The sequence below is a fragment of the Pantoea nemavictus genome (assembly GCF_037479095.1).
Lineage (GTDB): Bacteria > Pseudomonadota > Gammaproteobacteria > Enterobacterales > Enterobacteriaceae > Pantoea > Pantoea nemavictus.
Window position 1 is genome coordinate 1157405 of sequence record NZ_JBBGZW010000001.1, and the last position, 25354, is coordinate 1182758.

14 protein-coding genes are annotated in these 25354 nt (G+C 58.7%); 3 read left to right on the forward strand and 11 right to left on the reverse strand.

From position 1 onward, the window contains the following. Window positions 1–104: 104 nt before the first annotated feature. On the reverse strand, window positions 105–2351 hold the full coding sequence (ptsP, locus tag WH298_RS05370; RefSeq protein ID WP_180822384.1) for a phosphoenolpyruvate--protein phosphotransferase: 2247 nt from the start codon (window positions 2349–2351) through the stop codon (window positions 105–107). Between the two features lie 12 nt (window positions 2352–2363). Then, window positions 2364–2891, reverse strand: coding sequence for an RNA pyrophosphohydrolase (rppH, locus tag WH298_RS05375; RefSeq protein WP_007890933.1), 528 nt, complete (start codon window positions 2889–2891; stop codon window positions 2364–2366). Window positions 2892–3573: 682 nt separating this feature from the next. On the opposite strand from rppH, the gene mutH reads away from it, so the two are divergent. From mutH to WH298_RS05390, 3 genes are all read left to right on the forward strand, one after another. Then, entirely contained in the window at window positions 3574–4260 is a 687-nt protein-coding gene (gene mutH, locus WH298_RS05380; protein WP_007890931.1) for a DNA mismatch repair endonuclease MutH, read from the forward strand. A 104-nt stretch (window positions 4261–4364) separates the two neighbouring features. Then, window positions 4365–4583 (forward strand): YgdI/YgdR family lipoprotein, encoded by a 219-nt coding sequence (locus tag WH298_RS05385; RefSeq protein ID WP_007890930.1) that lies wholly within the window; start codon window positions 4365–4367, stop codon window positions 4581–4583. A 144-nt stretch (window positions 4584–4727) separates the two neighbouring features. Further along, complete coding sequence (locus WH298_RS05390; RefSeq protein WP_180822385.1) at window positions 4728–5768, forward strand: NADP(H)-dependent aldo-keto reductase; 1041 nt, start codon at window positions 4728–4730, stop codon at window positions 5766–5768. Between the two features lie 143 nt (window positions 5769–5911). Here the strand turns inward: WH298_RS05390 and lplT are convergent, their stop codons facing one another. The 9 genes from lplT to WH298_RS05435 all read right to left on the reverse strand — a co-directional run bounded on the left by lplT (window position 5912) and on the right by WH298_RS05435 (window position 25353). Continuing rightward, window positions 5912–7102 carry a lysophospholipid transporter LplT gene (gene lplT, locus WH298_RS05395; protein ID WP_180822386.1) on the reverse strand — a complete coding sequence of 397 codons (1191 nt, stop codon included), beginning with the start codon at window positions 7100–7102 and terminating at the stop codon, window positions 5912–5914. Next, complete coding sequence (gene aas / locus WH298_RS05400) at window positions 7099–9249, reverse strand: bifunctional acyl-ACP--phospholipid O-acyltransferase/long-chain-fatty-acid--ACP ligase (RefSeq protein WP_180822387.1); 2151 nt, start codon at window positions 9247–9249, stop codon at window positions 7099–7101. Before aas ends, lplT begins: the two co-directional genes overlap by 4 nt. A gap of 215 nt (window positions 9250–9464) precedes the next feature. Further along, window positions 9465–10628, reverse strand: a complete 1164-nt coding sequence (locus tag WH298_RS05405) for an IS481 family transposase (protein WP_422616022.1) — start codon at window positions 10626–10628, stop codon at window positions 9465–9467. Between the two features lie 505 nt (window positions 10629–11133). After that, a complete protein-coding gene (locus WH298_RS05410) occupies window positions 11134–12537 on the reverse strand; it encodes an efflux transporter outer membrane subunit (protein ID WP_180822389.1) in 1404 nt (467 codons plus the stop codon). After that, window positions 12538–15642 (reverse strand): efflux RND transporter permease subunit, encoded by a 3105-nt coding sequence (locus WH298_RS05415; RefSeq protein ID WP_180822390.1) that lies wholly within the window; start codon window positions 15640–15642, stop codon window positions 12538–12540. Beyond that, the gene (locus WH298_RS05420) at window positions 15639–18806 is read right to left on the reverse strand and encodes an MdtB/MuxB family multidrug efflux RND transporter permease subunit (RefSeq protein WP_180822391.1); all 3168 of its coding nucleotides are present in this window, start codon (window positions 18804–18806) and stop codon (window positions 15639–15641) included. The genes WH298_RS05415 and WH298_RS05420 overlap by 4 nt, the downstream gene beginning before the upstream one ends. Then, a complete protein-coding gene (locus WH298_RS05425; RefSeq protein WP_180822392.1) occupies window positions 18803–20044 on the reverse strand; it encodes an MdtA/MuxA family multidrug efflux RND transporter periplasmic adaptor subunit in 1242 nt (413 codons plus the stop codon). Before WH298_RS05425 ends, WH298_RS05420 begins: the two co-directional genes overlap by 4 nt. Before the next feature lie 142 nt (window positions 20045–20186). Further along, window positions 20187–21587, reverse strand: coding sequence for an efflux transporter outer membrane subunit (locus WH298_RS05430; RefSeq protein WP_180822393.1), 1401 nt, complete (start codon window positions 21585–21587; stop codon window positions 20187–20189). A 634-nt stretch (window positions 21588–22221) separates the two neighbouring features. After that, window positions 22222–25353: an efflux RND transporter permease subunit gene (locus WH298_RS05435; RefSeq protein ID WP_180822394.1), complete on the reverse strand. Its 3132-nt coding sequence runs from the start codon at window positions 25351–25353 to the stop codon at window positions 22222–22224. Window position 25354: the final 1 nt, after the last annotated feature.

Here is a 25354-nt window from a genome sequence, read left to right on the forward strand (position 1 = left end):
ATCGTTTTTTCTGCCCTGAAACGGGTCTGGCTAAGGGTTGATATAATAAAAGGCCGCGCATAATAGCACAGCCCGGGTATACAGAGTCCGGCAAGTTGTAACCGTTAACGCCCGCCGCGAATCAGGCCGCCTAAACCGCGACGCTCCATAAAGGTAGAGACTAAATGGCGCACTTCCGATGCCGTATGCGCCGCCTGTCCCTGCTCGCTGAGCTTCTGCGCTTCCTCAAAATCGAGATGGCGCAGCAGATATTTCACGCGCGGTACGTTTTTACCGTTCATGCTGAGATGGTGATAACCCATCCCCACCAGCAGCGCGACGCACATCGGATCGCCGGCCATTTCACCACACAAGCACAGCTCCAGTTTGGCCTGGCGGGCTTCACTGGCAATGGTGTGCAGCGCCCGCAGCATCGCCGGATGCAGTGAATCATACAGATTCGCCACGCGCGTATTGTTGCGATCAACCGCCAGCAGATATTGCGTGAGATCGTTGGTCCCCACTGAGATGAAATCGATACGATCCGCCAGATGCGGGATCATAAACAGCATCGACGGCACTTCAATCATGATGCCAATGCGCGGCTTGGGAATCACATAGCCCAGCATCTCTTCCACTTCACGACCGGCGCGATCGATCAGACGACGCGCTTCATCAATCTCGTCGATATGGCTGATCATCGGCAGCAAAATACTCAGGTTGCCGGACGCCACGTTGGCACGCAGCATGGCACGCACCTGCACCAGGAAGATCTCCGGTTGGTCGAGCGTCAGGCGGATGCCCCGCCAGCCGAGACAGGGATTCTCTTCGCTAATCGGCATGTACGGCAGCTGTTTATCGGCGCCGACATCGAGGGTACGCAGCGTGACCGGCTTGTCGTAGAACAGCTGCAACATGCCCTGATACTGCGCTACCTGCTCCTCTTCGGACGGGAAGCCGTTATGCAGCATGAAAGGAATTTCGGTGCGATACAGACCAATACCGTCAACCCAGCTGTCGAGCGCCCGCTCGTGTTCCGGGCTAAGTCCGGCATTCAGCATCACCTGAACCCGTTCACCGCTTTTCAGCTCGCCGGGCTGCTCAACGACACCTTCGGCCACTTTGCTCAGCGCGTTCTCTTCGCTGATCAAACGCTGATACTCCTGCACCAGCACCGGTTCAGGATCGATCAGCACTTCGCCACGATAGCCATCAACAATCAGCAATCGTTTGTTGAGCTGCGCCGGTAAAATATCCGCGCCCATCACGGTTGGAATGCCCATCGCGCGCGTCAAAATCGCCGCATGCGAGTTGGCTGCGCCATCGCGCACCACCACACCGGCTAAACGCTCCTGCGGCAGTTCAGCCAGCGTGGTGGCGGTGAGTTCATCGGCGACTAATACGAAGCGTTCCGGCCAGGCATTGGTGCCGACCAGCGAATCATCGAGGTGGAACAGCAGACGTTGACCAAGCACACGCAAATCGCCGGCGCGCTCACGCAGATATTGATCCTGCAGATTGGCAAACTGCTCGGCGAACTTCTCGATCACCTGCTTAACCGCCCACTCCGCCACGGATCCGCGTTCGATCTCATCAAACAGATCTTTTTTCAGCCGCGCATCGGTGAGCAAGTGCGAGTAGAGATCGAAGATCGCGGCGCTCTCTTTCTGCACGCTGGCGGCAAAACGTTTACTGAAGCGGCGGAACTCGTTACCCGCCTCGCCCATCGCCATCACCAGACGCTCACGTTCACGCTGTACATCAAGGGTGGAAGCGGCGGAGACCTGATCGAGCAGCGGCTGGGTTTCATCTACCCAGCCTGGCGCAACCGCCACGCCGGGTGACGCGGCAATGGCTTTGACGCGCGTCTGACGGAATTGTCCAAAAAGTTGGCCGAGCTGCGACTGCGACAGCAAGCCCGCCATTTGCGTGGCGAGCGTGACGAGGAAGGACTCTTCGCTCTCATCAAACTGACGGTGTTCGCGCTGCTGGATAACCAACACGCCAAGCAGCTGGCGGCGGCTGATAATGGGTACGCCGAGGAAGGAGCGGTAACGCTCCTCTTTAACAGAAGGAATGTATTTAAAGCTGGGATGGCTCTGCGCGTCGGCGAGGTTGATCGGCTCGGCTAACCGTCCGACGAGGCCAACAATGCCTTCGTCAAACGCCAGCGTGACCGTACGACCACGCGGCTTTTTTAGCCCGCGTGTCGCCATCAGGTAGTAGCAACGACGATCGTGATCGGCGAGATAAACCGAGCAAACCTCGGTTTCCATCGCAAGGCAAATTTCGTTTACCAGAATGTCGAGTGCTTCATTCAGACGTGGAGCACTCGCCACTTTCTCTACTATTTCGCGTAACTGAGTGAGCATAAAGGGCGTGGCCTATCCTCTTTTACGTCGTTGGGCGGCGTTATTGCGCTGCCCGGCACTCTCCTGCATAGACATCACCACGCCAGCGAACTCTTTCATGACGCGGCGATACACATCGCGCTTGAAAGAGACCACCTGACGCACCGGATACCAGAAGCTAACCCAGCGCCAACCGTCAAATTCAGGCGTGCTGCTGTGCTGCACATTGATTTCCGCGTCACTACACATCAACTGCAGAAGAAACCACTTTTGTTTCTGGCCGATACACACCGGCTTTGTGTCCCAACGCACCAAACGTTTTGGCAACTTGTAGCGTAACCAGTTTCGGGTTGAAGCAAGTATTCGAACATCTTTGCGGTGTAAACCCACTTCTTCGAACAGTTCGCGATACATCGCCTGTTCAGCGGTTTCACCCGGATTGATGCCTCCCTGAGGAAATTGCCAGGAGTGCTGTCCAAAGCGCCTGGCCCATAACACTTGTCCTTGCCTGTTACAGATTACGATACCAACATTCGGGCGGTAGCCATCATCATCGATCACTGGACTACCTCAAAGCTAAATTTGAATAGCCTGATTGTTTCACACTCCTTACAGGCGGTAAACCACTGGATACCGGGCTGCAAGCAGAATAAAAACAGGATAACTCACAGAGATGAGCCAAGTTATAAACAGCAAGGGGGATTTATCAGCGATCTTATTCACCTTTTCTGTGGATAGCTTTGTGCAGAACACGGGAATGACGTGAATAACCGCTTCGGAAAACTCTCATCAGCCAACCTTGGAATAACATTAAAATTGATATTTTTCATTGTGATAAACTCATATCACTATTAAATGCCCATGAAGATCCTAGGTTATGCTCGCGTCTATTTTTTCGATCGGTTAAAGATCCATCAGCGACGTTTTTATCCACAGAGAACGCCCTAAACCTGGTCAAAGAAAGGAAAAAAAGCGTTCAAAATGCGAAAGTCAAGGCTGTAAATGGAAACAGGGGTAGCCGTAACAGGGGGTTACCCCATTTTTCTGTGGATAACTTGGTTCAACACCTGTTCATTGTCGATAACAAGCTGGGATAACCTTGCGATAACCGCAGACGCCTGGTGGCTATACAATTAAAAAAGCATGCTGAATCATGCTATTATCTACGTTATTCACTTAACTGCCATGTGGACAAATCCAGGCCGCGTTTACTGTTCACTCTTCAACCAATGTGAGTTTTAGCATGCACTCCTCGCCCTTATTGTCATCGCCGCCTGAAAACGAAGCGGAATTACTGCAACGTGCCCAGCAGCTGGCAGGTCAGACATTTGCCGCGCTGGCGGCGCAGATCAACTTGCCCATTCCGGCGGATTTGAAGCGCGATAAAGGCTGGGTTGGCATGCTGCTGGAGCTACATTTAGGCGCCAGCGCCGGCAGCAAAGCCGAGCAGGATTTCGCCCATCTCGGCATTGAACTGAAAACCATCCCGGTGGATGCACAAGGCAAACCGCTGGAGACCACCTTTGTCTGCGTCGCGCCATTAACCGGCAATAGCGGCGTCACCTGGGAAACCAGCCATGTGCGTCACAAGCTGGCGCGTGTGCTGTGGATCCCGATTGAAGGCGATCGTGCGCTACCGCTGGCCGAGCGGCGTGTAGGTTCACCGCTGTTGTGGCATCCCAACGAGGAAGAGGAGCAGCAGCTGCGGGAAGACTGGGAAGAGTTAATGGATATGATTGTGCTCGGCCAGGTTGAGCGCATCACCGCCCGGCACGGCGCCTGGCTGCAAATCCGGCCCAAAGCCGCCAACAGCAAAGCCCTGACCGAAGCGATTGGCGAACATGGCGAGCCAATCATGACGCTGCCACGCGGCTTTTATTTGAAGAAAAGCTTCACCGGTCCACTTTTAGCGCGACATTTTTTACTGTAAACGCATATTGCTGCCGATAACTTTAGGAATGATGCGATTACTCCTGGCGATGAAAGCATTTATTACTACACTTTTGCAGTTGAAGTCGCGAGAAGGAGATAAGAATGAAAGGGTTGGTGAGTGCAGTGGGTTTGGCGTTGGTGGCGGTATTGTTGAGCGGTTGCAGCAGTGATTACGTCATGGCGACCAAAGATGGCCGTATGATCATGACGGATGGCAAACCGGCCATCGATAAAGAGACAGGATTGGTACAGTACACCGATGAGAAAGGCCATCAGATGCAGATCAATGGTGACGAGGTCTCGACCATCATTGAGCGTTAAGTGCCAAATCGCCAAGCCTGCACGCGTTTTCCCCTTGTGCAGGCGATTTCCCGAACTTTCCCCCCTTCCTTCCGCGCCGCTTGACACGTTATAGTCCCAAAGGACACAACATTCCCTTTCATAATGAAAAAAGGATGCCGGCAAATGCACTATCACCGTATTCCCCATAGCACGCTGGAAGTGAGTCAGCTGGGGCTTGGAACCATGACGTTTGGTGAGCAGAACAGCGAAGCCGACGCCCACGCACAACTCGATTACGCGGTTAGCAGTGGCATTAACCTGATTGATACCGCGGAAATGTATCCGGTGCCACCGCGCCCGGAAACCCAGGGATTAACCGAACAATATATTGGTAGCTGGCTGAAGAAGCGCGGCAGCCGTGACAAAATTATTCTGGCCAGCAAAGTTGCCGGACCGGTACGCGGCGCGGATGCCTCGATTCGCCCGCATCAGGCGCTGGATCGCAAAAATATCCGTGAAGCGCTGGATGCCAGCCTGAAACGCCTGAATACCGACTATCTCGATCTCTATCAGCTGCACTGGCCGCAGCGTCAGACCAACTATTTCGGCAAGCTGGGTTATCAATATACCGATTCCAGCGTACCGGTCACGCTGCTGGAGACGCTGGAAGCGCTGACGGAACAAGTGCGCGCCGGTAAGATTCGCTACATTGGCGTGTCGAACGAAACCGCGTGGGGCGTGATGCGCTACCTGCAGCTGGCGGAGAAGCATGAGCTGCCGCGTATCGTCACCATCCAGAACCCGTACAGCCTGCTGAACCGCAGCTTCGAAGTCGGTTTGGCGGAGATCAGCCAGCATGAAGGCGTTGAGCTATTGGCTTATTCAAGCCTGGCGTTTGGTACGCTGAGTGGTAAATACCTGAACGGTGCGAAACCGGCCGGTGCGCGCAATACGCTGTTTAGCCGCTTTACCCGCTACAGCGGCGATCAGTCACAGCAGGCGATTGCCGCATACGTGGCGTTGGCGAACAAGCACAATATGGATCCTTCGCAGATGGCGCTGGCCTACGTGCGTCAGCAGCCGTTTGTTGCCAGCACCCTGTTAGGCGCGACTACGCTGGAGCAGTTGAAGATTAACGTGGAGAGTTTCAATCTGACGTTGAACGCCGAGGTGTTAGAGGAGCTGGAAGCGATTCATCGCCAATATACTTATCCCGCGCCATAAATTGCATTCTGCATCCCTTGCGCAATAAATTGCGCCGCTACAAATATACGCACATTTCCGTAGCGGCGCGATTTATCGCGCGTAGTTTTAGCTTCATGCCAACTTTGCGCATAAATTGCGCCGCTACGGTATGTTGCGCTGCGTTACTTACGGCTTTTCCACCACAGCACCGCAATTGCCACGGCGAAAATCGCACCGAATCCCACACCAGTCGCCACCGCAGGCGCACCCAGCTTAATCGCCACGGTATACAACCCCAGCATCAGCAGCATGGCGCTGTTTTCACCCAGATTCTGCACCGCAATCGCGTTACCGGAACCCACGGACTCTTTGCCGCGCTCCTGCAGCAGCGCATTGAGCGGCACCACGAAGAACCCACCCAGCGCACCAATCAGCATCAGCACCAGATAAGCATTCAGCAAGCTCTGTTGTAACGCGAACACCACCACCATCACGCCAATCAGCACGCCCGCCGGCATGCAACGACGCACGGTTTGCAGCGTCACCAGTTTTGCTGCCGCAGCCGCGCCAATCACGATGCCAATCGCCACCATCGCATTCAGCGTGGTCGGGGTTTTATTGTCGCTGATGCCGAGCGCCACCGGCACCCACAGCACCAGCAAGAAACGCAGCGTCACGCCTGCGCCCCAGAACAAGCTGGTGCCGAGCAGCGAGAAACGTGTTTCGCCGTTGCGCCACAGTATTTTGGTCGCCACCACGAAGCTGCGCAGCATCGCGCCAAAATGCCAGCTCTGGCCCGGACGCGCTGCCGTCAGGCGCGGAATAAAGATATTCGCCACCACCGCCATGGCATACGTCATGGCACACACCACCAGCGCGGCGACCAGGTTCCAGTCCGCCAGAATACCGCCCGCCACCGAACCCAGCAGAATCGCCGCAATGGTCGAGCCTTCCATTAAGCCATTGGCTTTCACTAAGCGTTCACCGCTGGTGATTTCGGTCAGAATGCCGTACTTGGCCGGCGAGTAGGACGCCGCGCCAATTCCCACCAGCGTATAGCCTAGGAACGGATTGAAGCCAAAGCAGATGATCAGCGCGCCCAGCAGCTTGAGGCTGTTGGCGAACATCATTACCCGACCTTTGGCGAAGCTATCTGCCATCTGCCCAACAAAGGGCGCGAGCAGAATGTACGTGGCGACAAACAGCATTTGCAGGATTGGCTGGCTCCAGTCCGGATAGAACTGATTCTTCAGCAGCGCCAGCGTGGCGAACAACAGCGCGTTGTCGCCAAACGCCGAGAAGAACTGCGCCACAATCACCGCCAGCATGTTGCGCGATAACAGCGGTGCATCCTTATTTAACACCTGGCTCATGCTTGTTCCTCTTCCGCCAGCTGCTTCAGGCTGACATAGTCCGGTTTACCGCTGCCCAGCATCGGTAGCTGTTTCATCACGCGGATATCGCGCGGCACCGCCAGCTCCGGCGCACCGATCTCACGCGCCGCTTGCAACAAGGTGTCGCGGCCCAGTTCGCTATCGGTAGTGAACAACACCAACGCTTCACCACGATTACCATCCGGACGAAGCGATGCGGCATGCTGCTTCTCATGCGAGGCTTTCAGCGCGATTTGCTCAACGATTTCCAGCGATACCATCTCACCGGCAATTTTGGCGAAGCGCTTCGCACGGCCCTGAATCTGGCAGAAACCGCCTTCATCAAAGCTGACGATGTCGCCGGTGTCGTACCAGCCCGCTTCCATTTCGCCTTCGCCGTTATCGGCCACCGGCACTTCCAGCACGCCGGGATTCTCCACGCGCAGGTAACCGTTCATCACGTTTGGACCACGCAGTTGCAGGCGACCGCCCTGCTCAATGCCCGGCACCGAAATCAGACGCGAATCCATGCCGGGCAGAATACGGCCCACGGTGTGATTTTTTGCCGCCATCGGCACGTTAATCGCCACCACCGGCGCGCACTCGGTCACGCCGTAGCCTTCAAGAATGCGAATGCCGTATTTATCCATGTAGATCTGACGCGTCGCTTCCTGCAGCTTCTCCGCCCCGGCCACCACATAGCGCAGCCGCGCAAAATCATACGGGCTGGCGAAACGCGCGTAGTTGCCGAGGAAGGTCGAGGTGCCAAACAGCACGGTGCAGTTACGGTCATAAACCAGTTCCGGCACGATGCGGTAATGCAGCGGGCTTGGGTAGAGGAAGACCTGCGCGCCGGTCAGCAACGGCGTAAACAGGCCAACCGTCAAACCGAAAGCATGGAACAGCGGCAGCGCCGACATAAAACGGTCGCGCGGCGTGAAGTCCGCCACGGTACGAATCTGCTCTACGTTAGCCAGCAGGCTTTTATGTGAATGCACCACGCCTTTGGGATTGCCTTCTGAACCGGAGGTGAACAGCACCATTGCGGCATCTTCCGGCTGCTGCTTGACCTGCGCGCGGCGCGGCATCAGCAGATGCGCCACAATCCACAGTTTGTCTTTCAGCGTGACGGTATCTTTCAGATCTTCCAGGTAAATCCACTGCACTTCTGTCAGGCCCTGCGGCAGATGCCACAAGTTGCCCTTTTCGAGGAACTGGCGCGAGGTGAAGACGGTTTTTACCTGTGAAGCGGTGAGCGCCGCACGCATGCCATTGACGCCCGCGGTGTAGTTGAGCATCGCCGGAACGCGTCCGCGCAGCGATGCACCCAGGATCGCCGCCGCCGTCACCGTGGCGTTCGGCAGCAGCAGGCCCACGTATTCGCCTTGCTGACTATAGCGTTCAAGAATGCGCCCCACACCGAGCGCTTTCTTCAGTAAACCGGTGTAGCTATCCGGCTTGAAGTTGACGTCTTCGATGCACGGCTTCATCAGCCCATAACGCTGGCGCGCATCGAGAAACGCCTCGAACAGCGTTTCACGCGGACGCACCGCCATACGCGCTTCCATCATCACATGGTGTAAGTGCTCACCCGCCAACTGACGGCGATCGCGCGCGCGTTTGGCTTCGGGCATCGGGATCACCGTTGCCGGCAGCACCGTCAAGGTGATGCGCGGGAACAGGCGGCGCTTAAACACGCCCGCCAGCCGACCAAACGGCGTATATTCCGCGCCCTCGATACGCATCGGCACCACGGTAGCGCCAGATTTCGCCGCCACAAAACCGGCGCCGCTGTAGATCTTCATCAGCGAGCCGGTCACGGTAATGCGCCCTTCCGGGAAGATCACCACCGGACGCCCTTCATTGATCATCCGCACCAGATGTTTAACCGACATCGGCTTGGTGGGATCGAGCGGCACGAAGTCGATAATTGGCTTCAGCAGGCGCATATACCACTGTTCGCTGATCGACGAGTAGACGGCAAACACCGGTTTGATCGGCAGAAACAGCGCCACCAACACCCCGTCGAGAAACGACATGTGGTTGGGGGTAATCAGCACTTTTTCTTTATGTAATGCCGTGAGATCGCCGCGCAACTCCACACGCCACAGCAGGCGGAACAGGAAACGGAAGAAGGTGAGTAACATGCCAGCTCCTTAGCATTCGCAAAAAATGGCTCTTACGATGCAGGATCTCAGGTTTTTCGACAAGTGGCGCGGTGATTTAAACGCAATTGCGGATGGCGGGACGGTGCGCTGTCTCACATCTCGGTCCGTGCTGGCTGTCCCCCACCTCGGTCCGTGCTGGCTGTCCCCCTCCTCGGTCCTCCCCTGTACGGTCCGGGGACATGGTAAACGGGTGTTCAGGGACATGGTGAACACTTTTTAACATTCTTACCCATGGTGATCGACTTATTCTTCAGGTCGATCACCCCCACCTTTGTGCTGTACCACCACACTTCGTAGTAACCGTCTTCCCGCGTCTCCTTCAGCCCAACCCGCTCTCCCCTGAACGCCTTGCCTGCCTTCAGGCTGACGCCTTTTACGCTCAGCTTCCCGCTGATATCCACCTTCCTGACCATCACGCCCTCGTCGTATTCCGGTGACGTTACGCGGGCGCTGTACTGCCGCGATGATGGCTGATAGCGCGACGCCGGCACCGCCATATCCAGCGCCTCATGCGGGCGTTCAAGGTTGTAGACTGCCCGCCAGTGGTCGAAGGCGCGCTGCAGCTCTCCGCTATCCGCGAACCACTTTCCCTGCAACACTTCCGCCTTCAGACTGCGGTGAAAGCGCTCCAGCTTGCCCTGCGTCTGCGGATGGTAAGGCCGGGAGTGGCCCACCCGGATACCCTGCCGCATCAGCCACAGCTCCACTGCCGTCCAGGTCCCGGTCGTGTCCCCCCACGGTGAGCCGTTATCCATCGTCATCCGGTCCGGCCGGCCGGAGCCCCCCAAGACGCTGACCAGCTGCTCCTGTACCGTCTCGCGCCGTTCTCCAGCGCATTGCACAAGGCACCGCGAGAACCGGGCATCGTCGTCCAGCAGGGTAAGCGGATGGCAGCGGCCGCCGCCAAAGGGAAAGTGGCCCTTAAAATCCATCTGCCAGAGCTGGTTCGGGGCCGCGTGTTCAAAGCGCCCCGTGACCGGGATACCCGGAGCCAGTCCCGGCAGCAGGCCGTGGCGGGCCATCAGGTTATGGACGGTGCTGAAGGCGGGCATGCGGTGTCCGCGTTCTTCGAGCCAGCGCTTAATCTTGCGTGCTCCCCAGCGCTGATGAAGCTCATGCGCCATACGCAGCAGGTCAGTGATGTCGTCGGGCGACCTGCCGGGGGAATGACGGGGCGTGCGTGAGCGGTCCTGAAGACCGGACGGCCCTTCCTCAGCCCAGCGGCGAAGCCACTTATAGGCGGTGGCGGGAGAAATGCCGTAGCGGCGGCACAGCTCGCGGATGTTCGCCCCGTCTTGCGAGGCGAGCAGAACAAACTCAGTACGTAATGACATGGTATCTCTCGCATCCCAGGGCATAAGCGACTCCATAAACGGGTTCTTATGCCTTAGTTGTAAGTGTCTACCATGTCCCCGAACAAGTGTTCACGATCTCCCCGGACTGAACATCCCCCGCGAGCGGGGGAGGAAGATGCTGCCATATGTTAGTTCTGAAGCTACATGTGGCAGCGTCTCCTTCCCCCACTTGTGGGGGAAGGCCGGGATGGGGGGCAGCGAGCACAATTCAGCTACAGCGAGCACATTTTAACGACAGCGAGCAAACTGTTACCCATCAGCCCGGTTTGTACCTGAATGGCGACCTGGGTTACTGCGAACCCGCCTGCCAGCCGCCGCGAGCGGGGGAGGAAGATGCTGCCATATGTTAGTTCTGAAGCTGCATGTGGCAGCGTCTCCTTCCCCCACTTGTGGGGGAAGGCCGGGATGGGGGGCAGCGAGCACAATTTAGCTACAGCGAGCACATTTTTAACGACAGCGAGCAAACTGTTACCCGTCAGCCCGGTTTGTACCTGAATGGCGACCTAGGTTACGGCGAACCCGCCTGCCAGCCGCCGCCCAGGGCGGCGATCAGCGCCACGCTGCTGACCCACTGGGTGCTCTGCAATGACAGCAAACTCTGCTGCGCGCCCAGGCTGCTGTTCTCGGTGGTGGCGACGTCGAGATAGTCGATCATCCCGGCATCATACTGATTGCGCGTTACCCGCGCCGATTCCTGCGCCGCGTCGGTGGCGCGCTGCTGCGAGGCGATCTCGCCCTGCAGGGTATTCAGCTGCACCAGATAATCTTCCACTTCGCCCATGCCCGTCAGCACCGCCTGGCGATAGCTGGCGACGCTGGCATCATAGGCGGCGCGCGCCTGCTCCACCTTCGACGAGGTGGCCCCGAAGTCTAACAGCGTGCCGCTCAGCTCCGGCCCCAATGACCAGACACGATTAGGCAGCGAGAACAGGCTATTGATCGCCGATGAACTCACGCCGCCGCTGGCGCTCAGCGTCAGATCGGGATAGTAACCGGCAATCGCCACGCCCACCGCCGCATTGGCCGCCGCCACGTTACGTTCGGCGTAGGCGATATCGGGACGACGCTGCAGCAGCTGCGAGGGCAGGCTATTGGGGATGGCAGGTAACGCGGCATCCAGCTTCGCCACCGGCAGTGAAAAATCAGCCGGTGCGCGGCCCAGCAGCAGCGCAATCGCGTGCTCCATCTGCGCGCGCTGCCACTGATAATCCTGCGCCGAAGCGCGAGCGCTCTCCAGCTGCATCTGTGCCTGCGCTAAGGTGGCGCGCGATTCGCTGCCAGCGGCATATTTGTTTTCAATCACCGTCAGATAGCGCTGATACGCATCAATGCTGCGCTGATAGAGCGCGATTTTCTCGTCGATGATGCGCAGCTGGAAATAGTCCTGCGCCAGTTCGGACTGCGCGCTCAGGGTGATATTCGCCAGTTCGGCTTTGCTGGCCTCGGCGCTGGCGTTGTTCTCCTCCAGCGTGCGGCGCAGTTTGCCCCACAGATCCAGCTCCCAGCTGGCGCTGAGATCGGCGGCGTGGCTGTTGCTGACGCTGCGTTGTCCACTGGTGCTGGCGCGGCTGCCGCTGCGCGTGCTGCTGGCGTCATAACCCACCGACGGCAACAGCGCGGCGCGTGATTGCGCAGTCAGCGCCTGCGCTTCACGGTACTGCGCGGCATAGCTGGCGACGTTCTGATTGGAGATACTGACCTGTTTCAGGAGGCTATCCAACGTGGCGTCGTGATACACCCGCCACCACTCGCCTTTACTGGCGGTATCCTGCGGCGTCGCCTGCTGCCAGCCTTTAGCCTCTTTAAAATGGGTCGCCATCGCCATGGTGGGGCGCTGATAATCGGGGCCAACGGCACAACCGGCCAGCAATAGCGCCAGCAGGACGGGAGTTATTTTCACGGACATTTTCATCTATCGGGATTCCACATGACGCAACCGCAGCCACTGACGCTGCGTGGCACGGCTTAAACGATCGAGCCAGAGATAAACCACCGGCGTAGTAAACAGCGTCAGCAGCTGGCTCAGCGCCAGACCACCGACAATCGCCATGCCGAGCGGGCTGCGCAAGTCAGCATCACCACCGCTGCCCAGCGCCAGCGGCAGCGCGCCGAAGAAGGCGGCCAGCGTGGTCATCATGATCGGACGGAAGCGCATCAGACAGGCTTGGGTAATCGCCTGCTGCGGCGACATGCCCTGCGTGCGCTCGGCGTGAATGGCAAAGTCGATCATCATAATGGCGTTCTTTTTCACGATACCGATCAGCAGGATGATGCCGATCAGCGCAATCACCGTCAGCTGCGTATTGGTGAGCAGCAGCAGCAACAGCGCCCCGACGCCCGCCGACGGCAGCGTTGAGAGAATAGTGATTGGATGGATATAGCTCTCATACAGCACGCCGAGCACGATATACACCGCCGCCAGCGCCGCGATGATTAGCCACGGCATGGTGGCGGTGAGCTGGGCAAACGCCGCCGCCGTGCCGGCAAAACCGGCCTGAATGGTGGACGGCAAACCGAGCTGCGCCATCGCCTGCTTGATCAGCGCCTGCGCCTGCTCCAGCGATACGCCATCGTTAAGGTTGAAGGCCACGGTGCTGGTGGCCGATTGGCCCTGATGCGCCACCGACAGCGGCGCGTTGCCGCCTTTAAAGCTGGCGAACGCTGCCAGCGGCACGCGATCGCCGCTGTCGTTAATCACATACAGCTGCTGGAGAATCGCCGGATCGCGCGTGTAACTATCCTGCAGCGACATCACCACGTGATACTGATTGAGGGTGTGATACAGCGTGGCGACCTGGCGCTGGCTGAAGGCGTTATTCAGCATGGTATCAAGCATCTGCACGTTAACGCCGAGCCGGGTGGCGCGATCGCGATCGATGTTGATCACCACTTCCTGGCCGCCGGTTTGCGCATCGGAGTCGACGCTGTTGAGCTGCGGGATGGCTGCCAGCGCCGCCTGCACTTTCGGCGTCCAGGTGCGCAGCAGATCGAGATCGTCGGCCTGCAGGCTGTATTGATAGGTGGCGTTGGCGCTGCGCCCGCCGATATGCAGATCCTGCGCCGCCATCAGGAACATCTGCGCCCCAGCGATATGGCTGGTCTTCAGACTCAGGCGGTTGGCCACTTCGGTGGCGGTGGCATCGCGCTGATCAAAATCCTTCAGCCGCACAAAGAAGTTGGCGCTGTTGCGCGAACCAAACATGCCGCTGCCCATCGACGACATCACGCTTTCTACCGCCGGATCGGACTGGATAATTTTGGTGAACTGCAGCATTTTCGGCTTCATCGCCTGAAAAGAGATGTTCTGATCGGCCCGCAGCGCGCCCATCAGCAGGCCAGTATCCTGATTGGGGAAGAAGCCTTTTTGTACCACCGAGAACAGGAACAGATTGAGCAGCACGGTCAGCACCAGGCTGAACATGGTCAGCTTTTGGTGCGCCATCACCCAGGTTAATCCGCGCGAGTAGGCCGCCAGCAATCCATTGAGCCGGTTTTCGATAAACTGATACAGCGGATGCGGCCGCTGAGTGACTTTCGCTTTTGGCTTGAGTAAGCGCGCACACAGCATCGGCGTCAGGCTCAGCGACACAAACATCGAGATCAGCAGCGACACCGTCAGCGTCACGGCAAACTCGCGGAACAGGCGGCCGACGATACTACCCATCAGCAGAATCGGGATGAACACCGCAATCAACGACATGGTCATCGACAGCACGGTAAAACTCACTTCCTGCGCGCCACGCAGCGCCGCACGCAGCGGACTAAGTCCCTCTTCGATATGGCGCGTAATGTTCTCCAGCACCACAATCGCATCGTCGACGACAAAACCGGTGGCGATAATCAGCGCCATCAGCGACAGGTTATCGAGGCTGTAGCCGAGCAGATACATCACCGCGCAGGTGCCAATCAGCGACACCGGCAGCGCCAAAGCCGGAATCACCACCGCCTGCACGTTGCGCAGGAAGACAAACACCACGGCGATCACCAGCAGCATCGCCACCAGCAGCGTCTCCTCGGTGTCGTACAGCGAGGCGCGCACCGTCGGTGAACGGTCAACCACCACTTTCAGCTGGGTATCGGCGGGCAGATCTTTCTCCAGCGCTGGCAGCTGCGCTTTGATGGCATCAATAGTGTCGAGCATGTTGGCACCGGCCTGGCGTTTGATGCCCACCATCACCGATGGCATCGAATCCAGGAAACCGGCCTGATACTGATCTTCCACCGAATCGTAAACCGTGGCGACATCGTGCAGGCGCACCGCTTTGCCGTCCTGATAGCTAACGATCAGATCCTGATACTGCGCGGCTTTATCCAGCTGGCCGTTGCTGTCCACCACCCAGGATTGGCTGCTGCCCTGCAAAATGCCCTTCGGCTTGTTGGTGGTGCCGTTGGCGATGGCGCTGCGCACCGTGTCGAGCGAAATGCCGTACTGCGTCAGCTTCAGCGGCTGCAGGTCGATGCGCACCGCCGGCAAGGCGCTGCCCATCAGCGACACTTCGCCCACGCCTTTTACCTGGCCCATCGCCTGCTCAATTTTGCTTTCGGCCAGATCGTAAAGTTCGCCCGGGGTGCGCGTGGCGGAAGTCAGCGCCAGCATCACAATCGGCGCATCCGACGGGTTGGCTTTGCGGTAAGTCGGCAGCGACTCCATGGCGCTCGGCAGCAGGCTCCGCGCGGCGTTGATCGCCGCCTGCACGTCACGCGCCGCGCCGTTGATGTCGCGATCGAGATCAAACTGCAAAATCACGCTGGTCGATCCCTGCGAACTGGTCGAGGTCATTTCGCTAACGCCAGCAATTTGCCCAAGCGAACGCTCCAGCGGCGTCGCCACGGTCGCCGCCATGGTTTCCGGGCTGGCACCGGCTAAGCTGGCGCTCACCATAATGGTGGGGAAATCCACCTGCGGCAGCGGCGCCACCGGCAGCAGCCGATAACCCAGCGCCCCGAGCAGCAGGATCGCCAGCGTCAGCAGCAGCGTGGCAACCGGACGGAAGATAAACAGCCGGGTTAAGTTCATCGATCGCCCCGCGCCTGTTGCTGCTTGCGCTGCATATAGCGCTTGCCGCGCTGCGCGATGCCATCAAACCACAGGTAGATCACCGGCGTGGAGAACAGCGTCAGCACCTGGCTGACAATCAGGCCGCCGACAATTACCAACCCGAGCGGCTGGCGCAGTTCGGCACCGGAACCGGACGCCAGCATCAGCGGCAGCGCGCCGAGCAGCGCCGCCATGGTGGTCATCAGAATCGGGCGGAAGCGCAGCAAACAGGCCTGATGAATCGCCTCGCGCGCGCTCATGTGCTGCTTGTTCTCCGCCTCGAGCGCGAAGTCGATCATCATAATCGCGTTCTTTTTGACAATGCCGATCAGCAGGATCACGCCAATCAGCGCGATTAGGCTGAACTCGCTGCCCGCTAGCAAGAGCGTCAGCAAGGCGCCAACCGCCGCCGACGGCAGCGTTGAGAGGATGGTCACCGGGTGGATAAAGCTCTCATACAGAATGCCGAGCACCACGTACATGGTGATCAGCGCCGCCAGAATCAGCCACAGCGTGTTGCCGGTAGCGCTCTGGAACGCCGAGGTTTCGCCCTGATAACGCAGGGTAATGCTCGACGGCAGATTGAGCTGCTGCGTCACCTCGGCAATCGCCTTCTGCCCATCCTCCAGCGAATAACCGCTGTTGAGGTTGAACGACACCATCACCGCCGGGAACTGATTCAGCCGCATGTGCATCAGCGAGCCGGTGCGCTGATGAATGGTGGCGATCGAGGTCAGTTTCACCATGCCGGTCGTTGTGCTGGTCTCATCCGACGACGACGTGCTGCTGTCGTCGCTGGATGAGCTGGTGCTGCTGGTCACTGGCAAATAGACATCATCAAATGACGCTGGAGATTGCTGGTACTGCGGCGCCACTTCCAGCACCACGCGATACTGATTGGCCTGGGTAAAGATGGTGGAGACCAGCCGCTGGCCGAAACTGTTATACAGCGCGGTGTCGACATCGGCGGCGGTAATGCCGTAGCGCGCCGCCTTATCACGGTTCAACTCCACGTAGGCCACGCGGCCCTGATCCTGCAGATTGCTTACCACGCCGTTAAACTCCGGTCGCTGCTGCAACGCGGCGACCATCTTCGGCGTCCAGCTCACCAGGTTTTCGCTGTCGGCATCATCGAGTGTGAACTGATACTGGCTCGGCGAGACCTGATCGTTAACGGTTAAATCCTGCGCCGGTTGCAGATAGAGCTGAATACCCGCCACCTGCGCCGCCGCTTGCTGCAGCTGGGTGATCACCACGTCGGCTTTATCATCGCGATCGTCAAACGACTTGAGGTTGATCTGGATGCGCCCGCTGTTCAGGCTGGTGTTGCTGCCGTCGATGCCGATGGTCGATGACAAACTCTCCACCGACGGGTTTTGCAGAATCACTTTCGCCAATGCCTGCTGGCGCTTCGACATCTCGCTAAACGACACATCCTGCGACGCCACGGTAACGCCCTGAATCAGGCCGGTATCCTGAGTCGGGAAGAAGCCTTTCGGGATGGCGATATACAGCAGCGCGGTGAGCGCAAAGGTCGCCAGCGCCACCAGCAGCGTCAGCTTTTGATGATTCAGCACCACCGTCAGCAGGCGATCGTAACCGCGCACCAGCTTGTCGAACAGTTCGCCGCCTTTGCGCGAAAAGCGCGACTGTTTCTCCGGCGGAATGTGCTGCAAAAGATAAGCGCACAGCATCGGCGTGAGCGTCAGTGACACCACCATCGACACCAGAATCGACACCGCCAGCGTGATGGCGAATTCGCGGAATAGCCGTCCGACCACATCGCCCATAAACAGCAGCGGGATCAGCACCGCAATCAGTGAGAAGGTCAGCGAGATAATGGTAAAGCCAATCTGCTGCGAGCCTTTCAGCGCCGCCTGCATCGGCGTTTCGCCCTCCTCCAGCCGCCGCGAAATGTTCTCCACCACCACAATCGCATCGTCGATAACGAAGCCGGTGGCGATGGTCAGCGCCATCAGCGACAGGTTATTCAGGCTGAAGTCGGCCAGATACATCACGCCGAAGGTGCCAATCAGCGACAGCGGCACCGCCACGCTCGGAATCAGCGTCGCCGCCACGTTGCGCAGGAACAGGAACGTCACCATCACCACCAGCGCCACCGACAGCATCAGCTCAAATTGCACGTCGCTGATCGAGGCGCGAATGGTTTGCGTGCGATCGGACAGAACGCTCATCTTCACGCCGTCCGGCAGCGCCGCCTGCAGCTTCGGCAGCTGCGCTTTGATGCTGTCCACCACCTGAATCACGTTGGCACCGGGCTGGCGCTGCACGCTGACCACAATCGCCGGGCTGTTATTCGCCCACGCCGACTGAAAGCTGTTCTCCGGTCCTTGTTCGATATGCGCGATATCTTTCAGCCGCAGCGCCGCGCCGTTTTGATAGGTGATGATCAGATTGCCGTACTCATCGGCGGTGCGCAGCTGGTCGTTGGCGTCGATGGTCACCGAGTGATATTTGCCGTCGAAGCCGCCTTTCGAGCCGTTAACGTTGCTGTTGCTGATGAGCGTATTGACGTCTTCCAGCGACAGCTTATGCGCCGCCAGCGCTTTCGGATCCATCTGCACGCGAATCGCTGGCTGATGGCCGCCCGCCAGCGTCACCATGCCGACGCCGTTAATCTGCGACAGCTTGAGCGCCACGCGCGTATTAACCAGATCCTGCACCTGGGTCAGCGGCAGCGTGTCGGAGCTTACCGCCAGGGTGATCACCGCGGTATCGGCCGGGTTGACCTTTTTATAGGTCGGCGGATTCGGTAGATCGCTCGGCAGCAGATTATTGGCCGCGTTGATCGCCGCCTGCACTTCCTGCTCGGCGACATCCAGCGACAGATCGAGGCTGAACTTCAGCGTGATGATTGACGATCCGCTCGAGCTGGTCGAGGTCATCTGACTCAATCCGGCCATCTGCCCCAGCTGGCGCTCCAGCGGCGAGGTGACCGATGACGCCATCACATCCGGGCTGGCGCCGGGATAGAGCGTGGTGACCTGAATAGTCGGGTAATCCACCTGCGGCAGCGCCGAAGTCGAGAGAAAGCGATAGGAGAAAATCCCGGCGATCAGCACGCCGACCATCAGCAGAATGGTGGCGACCGGACGCTGGATAAACAGGCGCGACGGATTCATTGGCTTGCCGCGCTCGCGCCGGTTTTGCTCTCATCGGCCAGCTGCACTTTGCTGCCGTTGGTCAGACGATCAATGCCCTCGGTCACCAGACGATCGCCCGGTTCTACGCCTTTAAGGATCGCCTGCTGATCGTCACCGAACGTTGGCCCGCTGGTGACGGCTTTACGCGTCACGGTGTTGTCTTTATTAATCACAAACACAAAGCTGCCGTCGCTGCTCAACTGCAGCGCCTGCGCCGGAATCACCGTGGCATTTTTCAGGATGCTGGTTTGCAAACGCAGGTTCACGAACTGGTTGGCGAACAGCGCTTCATCTTCGTTCGGGAAGGTGGCTTTCAGCGCGATGGTGCCGGTTGCTGTATCAATCTGGTTGCTGATGAACTGCACCTCGCCCTGCGCCAGCGGGGTGCTGTTGTCCTGATCGAAGGCGGTGGCCGGTAAGCTTTGTCCACCGTGCAGCGCTTTGGTCAGCTGCGGAATGTTGCTTTGCGGCACGCTGAAGGTGACGGCGGCGGGCTGCATCTGCGTCACTACCACAATGCCGGTGGTATCGCTGGTTTGCACCATGTTGCCGGGATCGACCAGGCGCAAACCGACGCGTCCGCTAATCGGCGAGGTGATGCGCGCGTATTCGATATCCAGCTTGGCGCTGGCGATCTGCGCTTCATCGGCGGCCACCGCACCTTTATATTGCCCCACGGTGGCGGTTTGTGTGTCGAGATCCTGACGCGACAGCGAATCCTGCGCCGCCAGTTTCTGATAACGCACCAGCGTTAACTGCGCGCTTTTCAGCAACGCCTGGTTCTGATTGAGATCGCCCTGATATTGCGCCAGCGTCGCCTGATAGCTGCGCGGATCGATCTGCGCCAGCAGCTGACCGGCGCTGACTTTCTGCCCTTCGGTGAAGAACACTTTTTCCAGCTGACCGGCCACGCGGCTGGTGACCGTGACGCTGGCGTTGGGGATCACCGTGCCGAGCGCATTCAGATACTGCGGCACATCTGCCGTACTGGCCACGCCGCTGTGCACCAGCGTAGCGCCGCCCATCATCGCCATGCCCGGCGGGCCGCCCGCGCCCGCGCGATGTCCCCCGCGCGCGCCCTTCTCTGCGCCGGGCGGCATGCCGCCGTGCCCGCCAACCACGCGCCAGATCACGCCCGCTACCAGTAACAGCACAAGCAAAAGAAGCAGCCATTTCAGCCAGCGGAAAGAGGAGGAGCGGGAAGCGTTGTTAGTCATCAGAGTCTTCAGGTTAACAAGGAAACGGAAAATCCCCTGTAAAACAGGGGATTATTTCAATGGGAAATCATCACTGCGCGCATTATCGGCTGAATGCCCGCGCGAATTCCATACGCGAACCGTAAGGGTTTCGTTAAGAGATTCAGGATTGCCAGCCGCCGCCCAGCGCCTTGTAGAGGGTGATTTTCTGGCTGAGCTGGCCGAGATGCGCGCCGATCAGTGACTGCTGCGAACTGTAAAGCGATCGCTGGGCCACTAACACATTGAGATAATTGTCGACGCCCTGCTTAAAGCGCAATTCGGAATAGTCGTAGTCGCGCTGATTGGCATCGACCTCCTGCTGCAGCGCCGTCAGCTGATCCTGCCAGGTGTCCTGACCGGCCAGCGCATCATTCACCTCTTTAAACGCGGTCTGGATCGCCTTCTCATAGTCAGCAATTTCAATGCGTTTCTCGATATGCGCGATGTTGAGGTTAGCGGTATTTTTACCGCCGTCAAAAATCGGCAGGTTAATCGACGGCATAAACGACCACGCGCCGGTGCCGCCGCCCAGCAAACTGCCGAGCGAGCTGCTGGTGGAGCCACCGGACGCCGTCAGCGTGATGCTAGGGAAGAAGGCGGCCCGCGCCGCGCCGATATTGGCGTTGGCCGCTTTCAGCGTATGCTCAGCGGCCATGATATCCGGACGGCGCGTCAGCAGATCTGACGGCAATCCGGCGGGCGTGGCCGGGAACTGCCAGTGGGCATCGAGCGTGGCGTGTGACAGCAGCGTGGCGGGCAGATCGGTGCCGACCAGCAGGCGCAGCGCATCAACATCCTGCCGCACCTGGCGCGTGTAGCTCGCCACGTCAGCCTGCGCCGCGCGCACCGTGCTCTCGGCCTGCGCCAGATCCATCGCGCTGCTGGCGCCGCCGTTATAGCTGAGTTGGGTGATGCGATACGACTCCTGCTGGCTTTGCGCAGTACGTTGCGCCAGATGTAGCAGATCGTTATCCGAGCTCAGCGTCAGCCACGCCGTCGCCACTTCCGAAATCAGTGAAATGCGCGTAGCGCGTTCGGTGGCGGCGCTCGACAGGTAGGTTTCCTGCGCCTGATCGCTCAGGCTCTGCAGGCGGCCAAAGAAGTCCAGCTCCCATGAGGTGACGTTCAAACCGCTGTTGAGTTCGTGATAGGTCACCGCGCCGGTGCTTTTGGTGTTGTAGAGATTGGCCGGTTCATGCGCCGAGGTCTGGCTGGCGCTGGCGCTGATTGACGGCATCATCGCCGCGCGCTGCACCGTCACGCCCTGCTGCGCCTCTTCGACATTCAGCGCCGCCACGCGCAGGTCGCGGTTGTTGTCGAGCGACAGCTGAATCAGGTTGCGCAGCGTGGCATCGGTGAAGAAGTTCTGCCACGGCAGATCGGCGACGTTGCCGACCGGCGTTGGCTGGTCGTATTTGGCGTCCACCGGCATTGCCGGACGCTGATAGTGCGGCGCCAGCGTACAACCGGCCAGCACCAACGCCAGCGGCAACAGCGCCAGGCGGAGATTTTTACTGTTCATTGTCAATATTCTCAATATGTTATGCCGTGCAGTTTGCCAGGTGCGCATTAATGCGCACCCTACTAATACGAGCACGCTTCCGTAGCGGCGCGATTCATCGCGCTCCTTGATGCCCGCATCTTGCCCATCCCGGCATTGCGCAATAAATTGCGCCGCTACAAGTACTCGCGCGCTTGATTTATGCCGCGACTCTTTGCGCCGTGCAGTTTGCCAGGTGCGCATTAATGCGCACCCTACTAATACGAGCACGCTTCCGTAGCGGCGCGATTCATCGCGCTCCTTGATGCCCGCATCTTGCCCATCCCGGCATTGCGCAATAAATTGCGCCGCTACAAGTTCTTGTGCGCTTGATTTATGCCGCGCCTCTTTGCGCCGTGCAGTTTGCCAGTGCGCATTAATGCGCACTCTACTAATACGAGCACGCTTCCGTAGCGGCGCGATTCATCGCGCTCCTTGATGCCCGCATCTTGCCCATCCCGGCATTGCGCAATAAATTGCGCCGCTACAAGTACTCGCGCGCTTGATTTATGCCGCGACTCTTTGCGCCGTGCGATTTGCCAGGTGCGCATTAATGCGCACCCTACGTAACACCTCACTGCGTCTCACACGTAGGGTCGCCATTCATGGCGACCGCTTAACGCTCTTGCGCGACCTCTGGGGATGTTTTTTTCTTGCGCGCAAACAGCTGTGAAACCACCACGTAAAACATCGGCACAAAGAAGATGGCGAGGAAGGTGGCGGTGATCATGCCGCCCGCCACTGCGGTGCCGATCGAGTGCTGGCTGCCCGCGCCTGCGCCGTTAGAAATGGTGAGCGGCAGCACGCCGAGGATAAACGCCATTGAAGTCATGATGATTGGCCGGATACGCAGCCGCGCCGCTTCTACCGCCGCTTCCACCAGCGTTTTGCCTTCGTGCTCATGCAGCTCTTTGGCGAACTCGACGATCAGGATGGCGTTTTTCGCCGCCAGCCCCACCGTGGTCAGCAAGCCCACCTGGAAGAACACATCATTCTGCAAACCGCGCAGCAGCACCGCGCTGATGGTGCCGAGGATGCCGAGCGGCACCACCATGATCACCGAGAACGGAATCGACCAGCTCTCATACAGCGCCGCCAGACACAGGAACACCACCACAATCGAGATCAGATAGAGCTGGGTAGTTTGGCTACCGGACGCGTGCTCCTCATAGGAAATGCCGTACCACTGCACGCGGAAACCGTGCGGCAGCTGTTTCGCCAGCTGTTCTACCGCTTTCATGGCTTCGCCGGTACTTTGGCCCGGCGCAGGTGACCCAAGGATCTCCTCGGCGGTTAAGCCGTTAAAGCGTTCGAAGTGTGGCGATCCGTACACCCATTTGCCCGAGGCAAAGGCGGAGAATGGCACCATGCTGCCGCTGCTGTTGCGGAAGTACCATTTATCCAGATCCGATGGCGTAACGCGGGAATCCGCTTTGCCCATCAGATACACCTCTTTCACGCGGCCGTTGTACATGAACTGATCGATGTAGCTGGAGCCCCACGCCACCGACAAGGTGTTGTTGATATCGGTCATGCTCAGGCCGAGCGCGCTGGCCTTCTCGTCATTGATCTCCAGTTGATACTGCGGTTCATCCTCCAGCCCGTTGAGGCGCACCTGCGCCAGATGCGGATCGTTGTTCGCCAGCGTAATCAACTGATGCGTGGCATCCATCATCTGCTGATGGCTGTGCGCGCCGGTGTCCTGCAGATAGAGATCGAAACCGGTGGCGTTGCCCAGCTCCATCACCGCTGGCGGCACCATGGCGAAGATTTTGGCGTTCTGATAGTTGGCGAAGTGCGCCATCACGCGGTTGGCGAGATCCTGCACGCTTTGCCCGCTGTGGGTACGATCGCCCCAATCTTTCAGCCGCACGAAGGCCATGGCGTTGCTCTGGCCGCGACCGGCAAAGTTAAAGCCCGCCACGCCAAAAGTGGTGGTCACCACCGAGGCTTCGTTCTGCTCCAGATAGGCGTTGAGATCGTTAATCACCTGCTGGGTACGCTGTGACGAGGCGTTCACCGGCAGCGTCATCTGCACCATCATCAGGCCCTGATCTTCCGCTGGTAGAAAGGTGGTGGGTACGCGGGTGAACAAAAAGCCCGTCACGCCGACGATAGCCAGATAGATCACCAGAAACAGGCCGCGACGGGAGATCACTTTGCTGACGCCATTGGTGTAATGCATTGCGCCGCTATCAAACTTGCGGTTGAACCAGCCGGCGAAGCCAGTGGTTTTGTGCTCCGCCGCCGCCGGTTTCAGCAGGGTGGCGCACAGCGCCGGGGTGAAGATCAGCGCCATGATCACCGACAGCGCCATCGCCGAGACGATAGTGATGGAGAACTGGCGGTAGATCACACCGGTTGATCCGGAGAAGAACGCCATCGGCAGCAGCACCGCCGACAGCACCAGCGCGATGCCAAACAGCGCGCCCTGAATCTGCTGCATCGATTTGATAGTGGCGGCTTTTGGGTCGAGCTGCTCTTCGTGCATTACGCGCTCGACGTTCTCCACCACCACAATCGCATCATCCACCAACAGCCCGATGGCCAGCACCATGCCGAACATGGTTAAGGTGTTAATGCTGTAACCAAACGCCGACAGAATGCCGAAGGTACCGAGCAGCACCACCGGCACCACCAGCGTGGTGATCAGCGTAGCGCGCAGGTTTTGCAGGAAGATCAGCATCACGAAGAACACTAAAACTACCGCTTCAATCAGCGTTTTTACCACCTCTTCAATCGAGGCGCTGACCACCGGCGAGGTGTCGTACGGGTACTGAATCTCGACGTTATCCGGCAGCGACTCTTTTAAGTCGGCGATGGTTTGCCGCACCGCTTTGGCGGTATCCAGTTCGTTAGCACCGGTTGCCAGACGCAGCGCGATACCGGCGGCGGGCTTGCCGTTCAGCGTGGCATCAATACCGTAGCTCTGCGGCCCCAACGCCACGCTGGCCACATCTTTCAGCCGCACCTGCGAGCCATCGCTGTTCACTTTCAGCAGCACATTCTCAAACTGCTGCACGCTAGTGAAACGGGTTTTGCCGAGGATCGTCGCCTCGGTTTTCGCGCCCTGAATGGTCGGCAAACCGCCGAGCGAACCGGACGAGACCTGCACGTTCTGGTTATCAATCGCGGTGGTGACATCGCTGGGGATCAGGTTGTATTTGTACAGCCTGGCCGGATCGAGCCAGATGCGCATCGCGTACTCCGATCCCAGCACCATAAAGTCACCGACGCCCGGCGTGCGCGAGATCGGATCTTCCAGCTTCGACACCAGCATGTCGGCGAGATCGCCGTTGGTCAGCTTGCCGTCTTTTGAGATCAGCCCGATCACCATCATGAAGTTTTTCTGGTACTTACGGATGCGGATCCCTTGCTGCGTCACGTCGGTGGGCAGCTGCGACTCCGCCAGCGACACGCGATCCTGCACCTGCACCTGAGCGATATCGGGATTGATGCCCTGATTAAAGGTGGCGATGATCTGCGCGCTGCCGTCCGAGGCGCTGCTTGATTCCAGATAGCGCAAACCATCCAGACCATTGAGCTGCTGCTCAATCACCTGCACCACGGTGTTTTGCGTGGTTTCGGCGCTGGCCCCCGGATAGGTCACCGAAATAGAGACCGCAGGCGCGGAGATATTGGGATATTGATTGACCGGCAGGCTGATGGCAGCAATGGCGCCCACCAGCATCACGATAATCGCAATAACCCAGGCAAAGATCGGACGTTCAATAAAAAACTTCGACATG

Excerpts from the sequence above, each read along its gene's own strand:
- ptsP (WP_180822384.1), bottom strand. The coding sequence starts at position 2,351 with ATGCTCACTCAGTTACGCGAAATAGTAGAGAAAGTGGCGAGTGCTCCA.
- mutH (WP_007890931.1), top strand. The coding sequence starts at position 3,574 with ATGCACTCCTCGCCCTTATTGTCATCGCCGCCTGAAAACGAAGCGGAA.
- WH298_RS05385 (WP_007890930.1), top strand. The coding sequence starts at position 4,365 with ATGAAAGGGTTGGTGAGTGCAGTGGGTTTGGCGTTGGTGGCGGTATTG.
- WH298_RS05390 (WP_180822385.1), top strand. The coding sequence starts at position 4,728 with ATGCACTATCACCGTATTCCCCATAGCACGCTGGAAGTGAGTCAGCTG.
- lplT (WP_180822386.1), bottom strand. The coding sequence starts at position 7,102 with ATGAGCCAGGTGTTAAATAAGGATGCACCGCTGTTATCGCGCAACATG.
- aas (WP_180822387.1), bottom strand. The coding sequence starts at position 9,249 with ATGTTACTCACCTTCTTCCGTTTCCTGTTCCGCCTGCTGTGGCGTGTG.
- WH298_RS05405 (WP_422616022.1), bottom strand. The coding sequence starts at position 10,628 with ATGCCCTGGGATGCGAGAGATACCATGTCATTACGTACTGAGTTTGTT.
- WH298_RS05410 (WP_180822389.1), bottom strand. The coding sequence starts at position 12,537 with ATGAAAATGTCCGTGAAAATAACTCCCGTCCTGCTGGCGCTATTGCTG.
- WH298_RS05415 (WP_180822390.1), bottom strand. The coding sequence starts at position 15,642 with ATGAACTTAACCCGGCTGTTTATCTTCCGTCCGGTTGCCACGCTGCTG.
- WH298_RS05420 (WP_180822391.1), bottom strand. The coding sequence starts at position 18,806 with ATGAATCCGTCGCGCCTGTTTATCCAGCGTCCGGTCGCCACCATTCTG.
- WH298_RS05425 (WP_180822392.1), bottom strand. The coding sequence starts at position 20,044 with ATGACTAACAACGCTTCCCGCTCCTCCTCTTTCCGCTGGCTGAAATGG.
- WH298_RS05430 (WP_180822393.1), bottom strand. The coding sequence starts at position 21,587 with ATGAACAGTAAAAATCTCCGCCTGGCGCTGTTGCCGCTGGCGTTGGTG.
- WH298_RS05435 (WP_180822394.1), bottom strand. The coding sequence starts at position 25,353 with ATGTCGAAGTTTTTTATTGAACGTCCGATCTTTGCCTGGGTTATTGCG.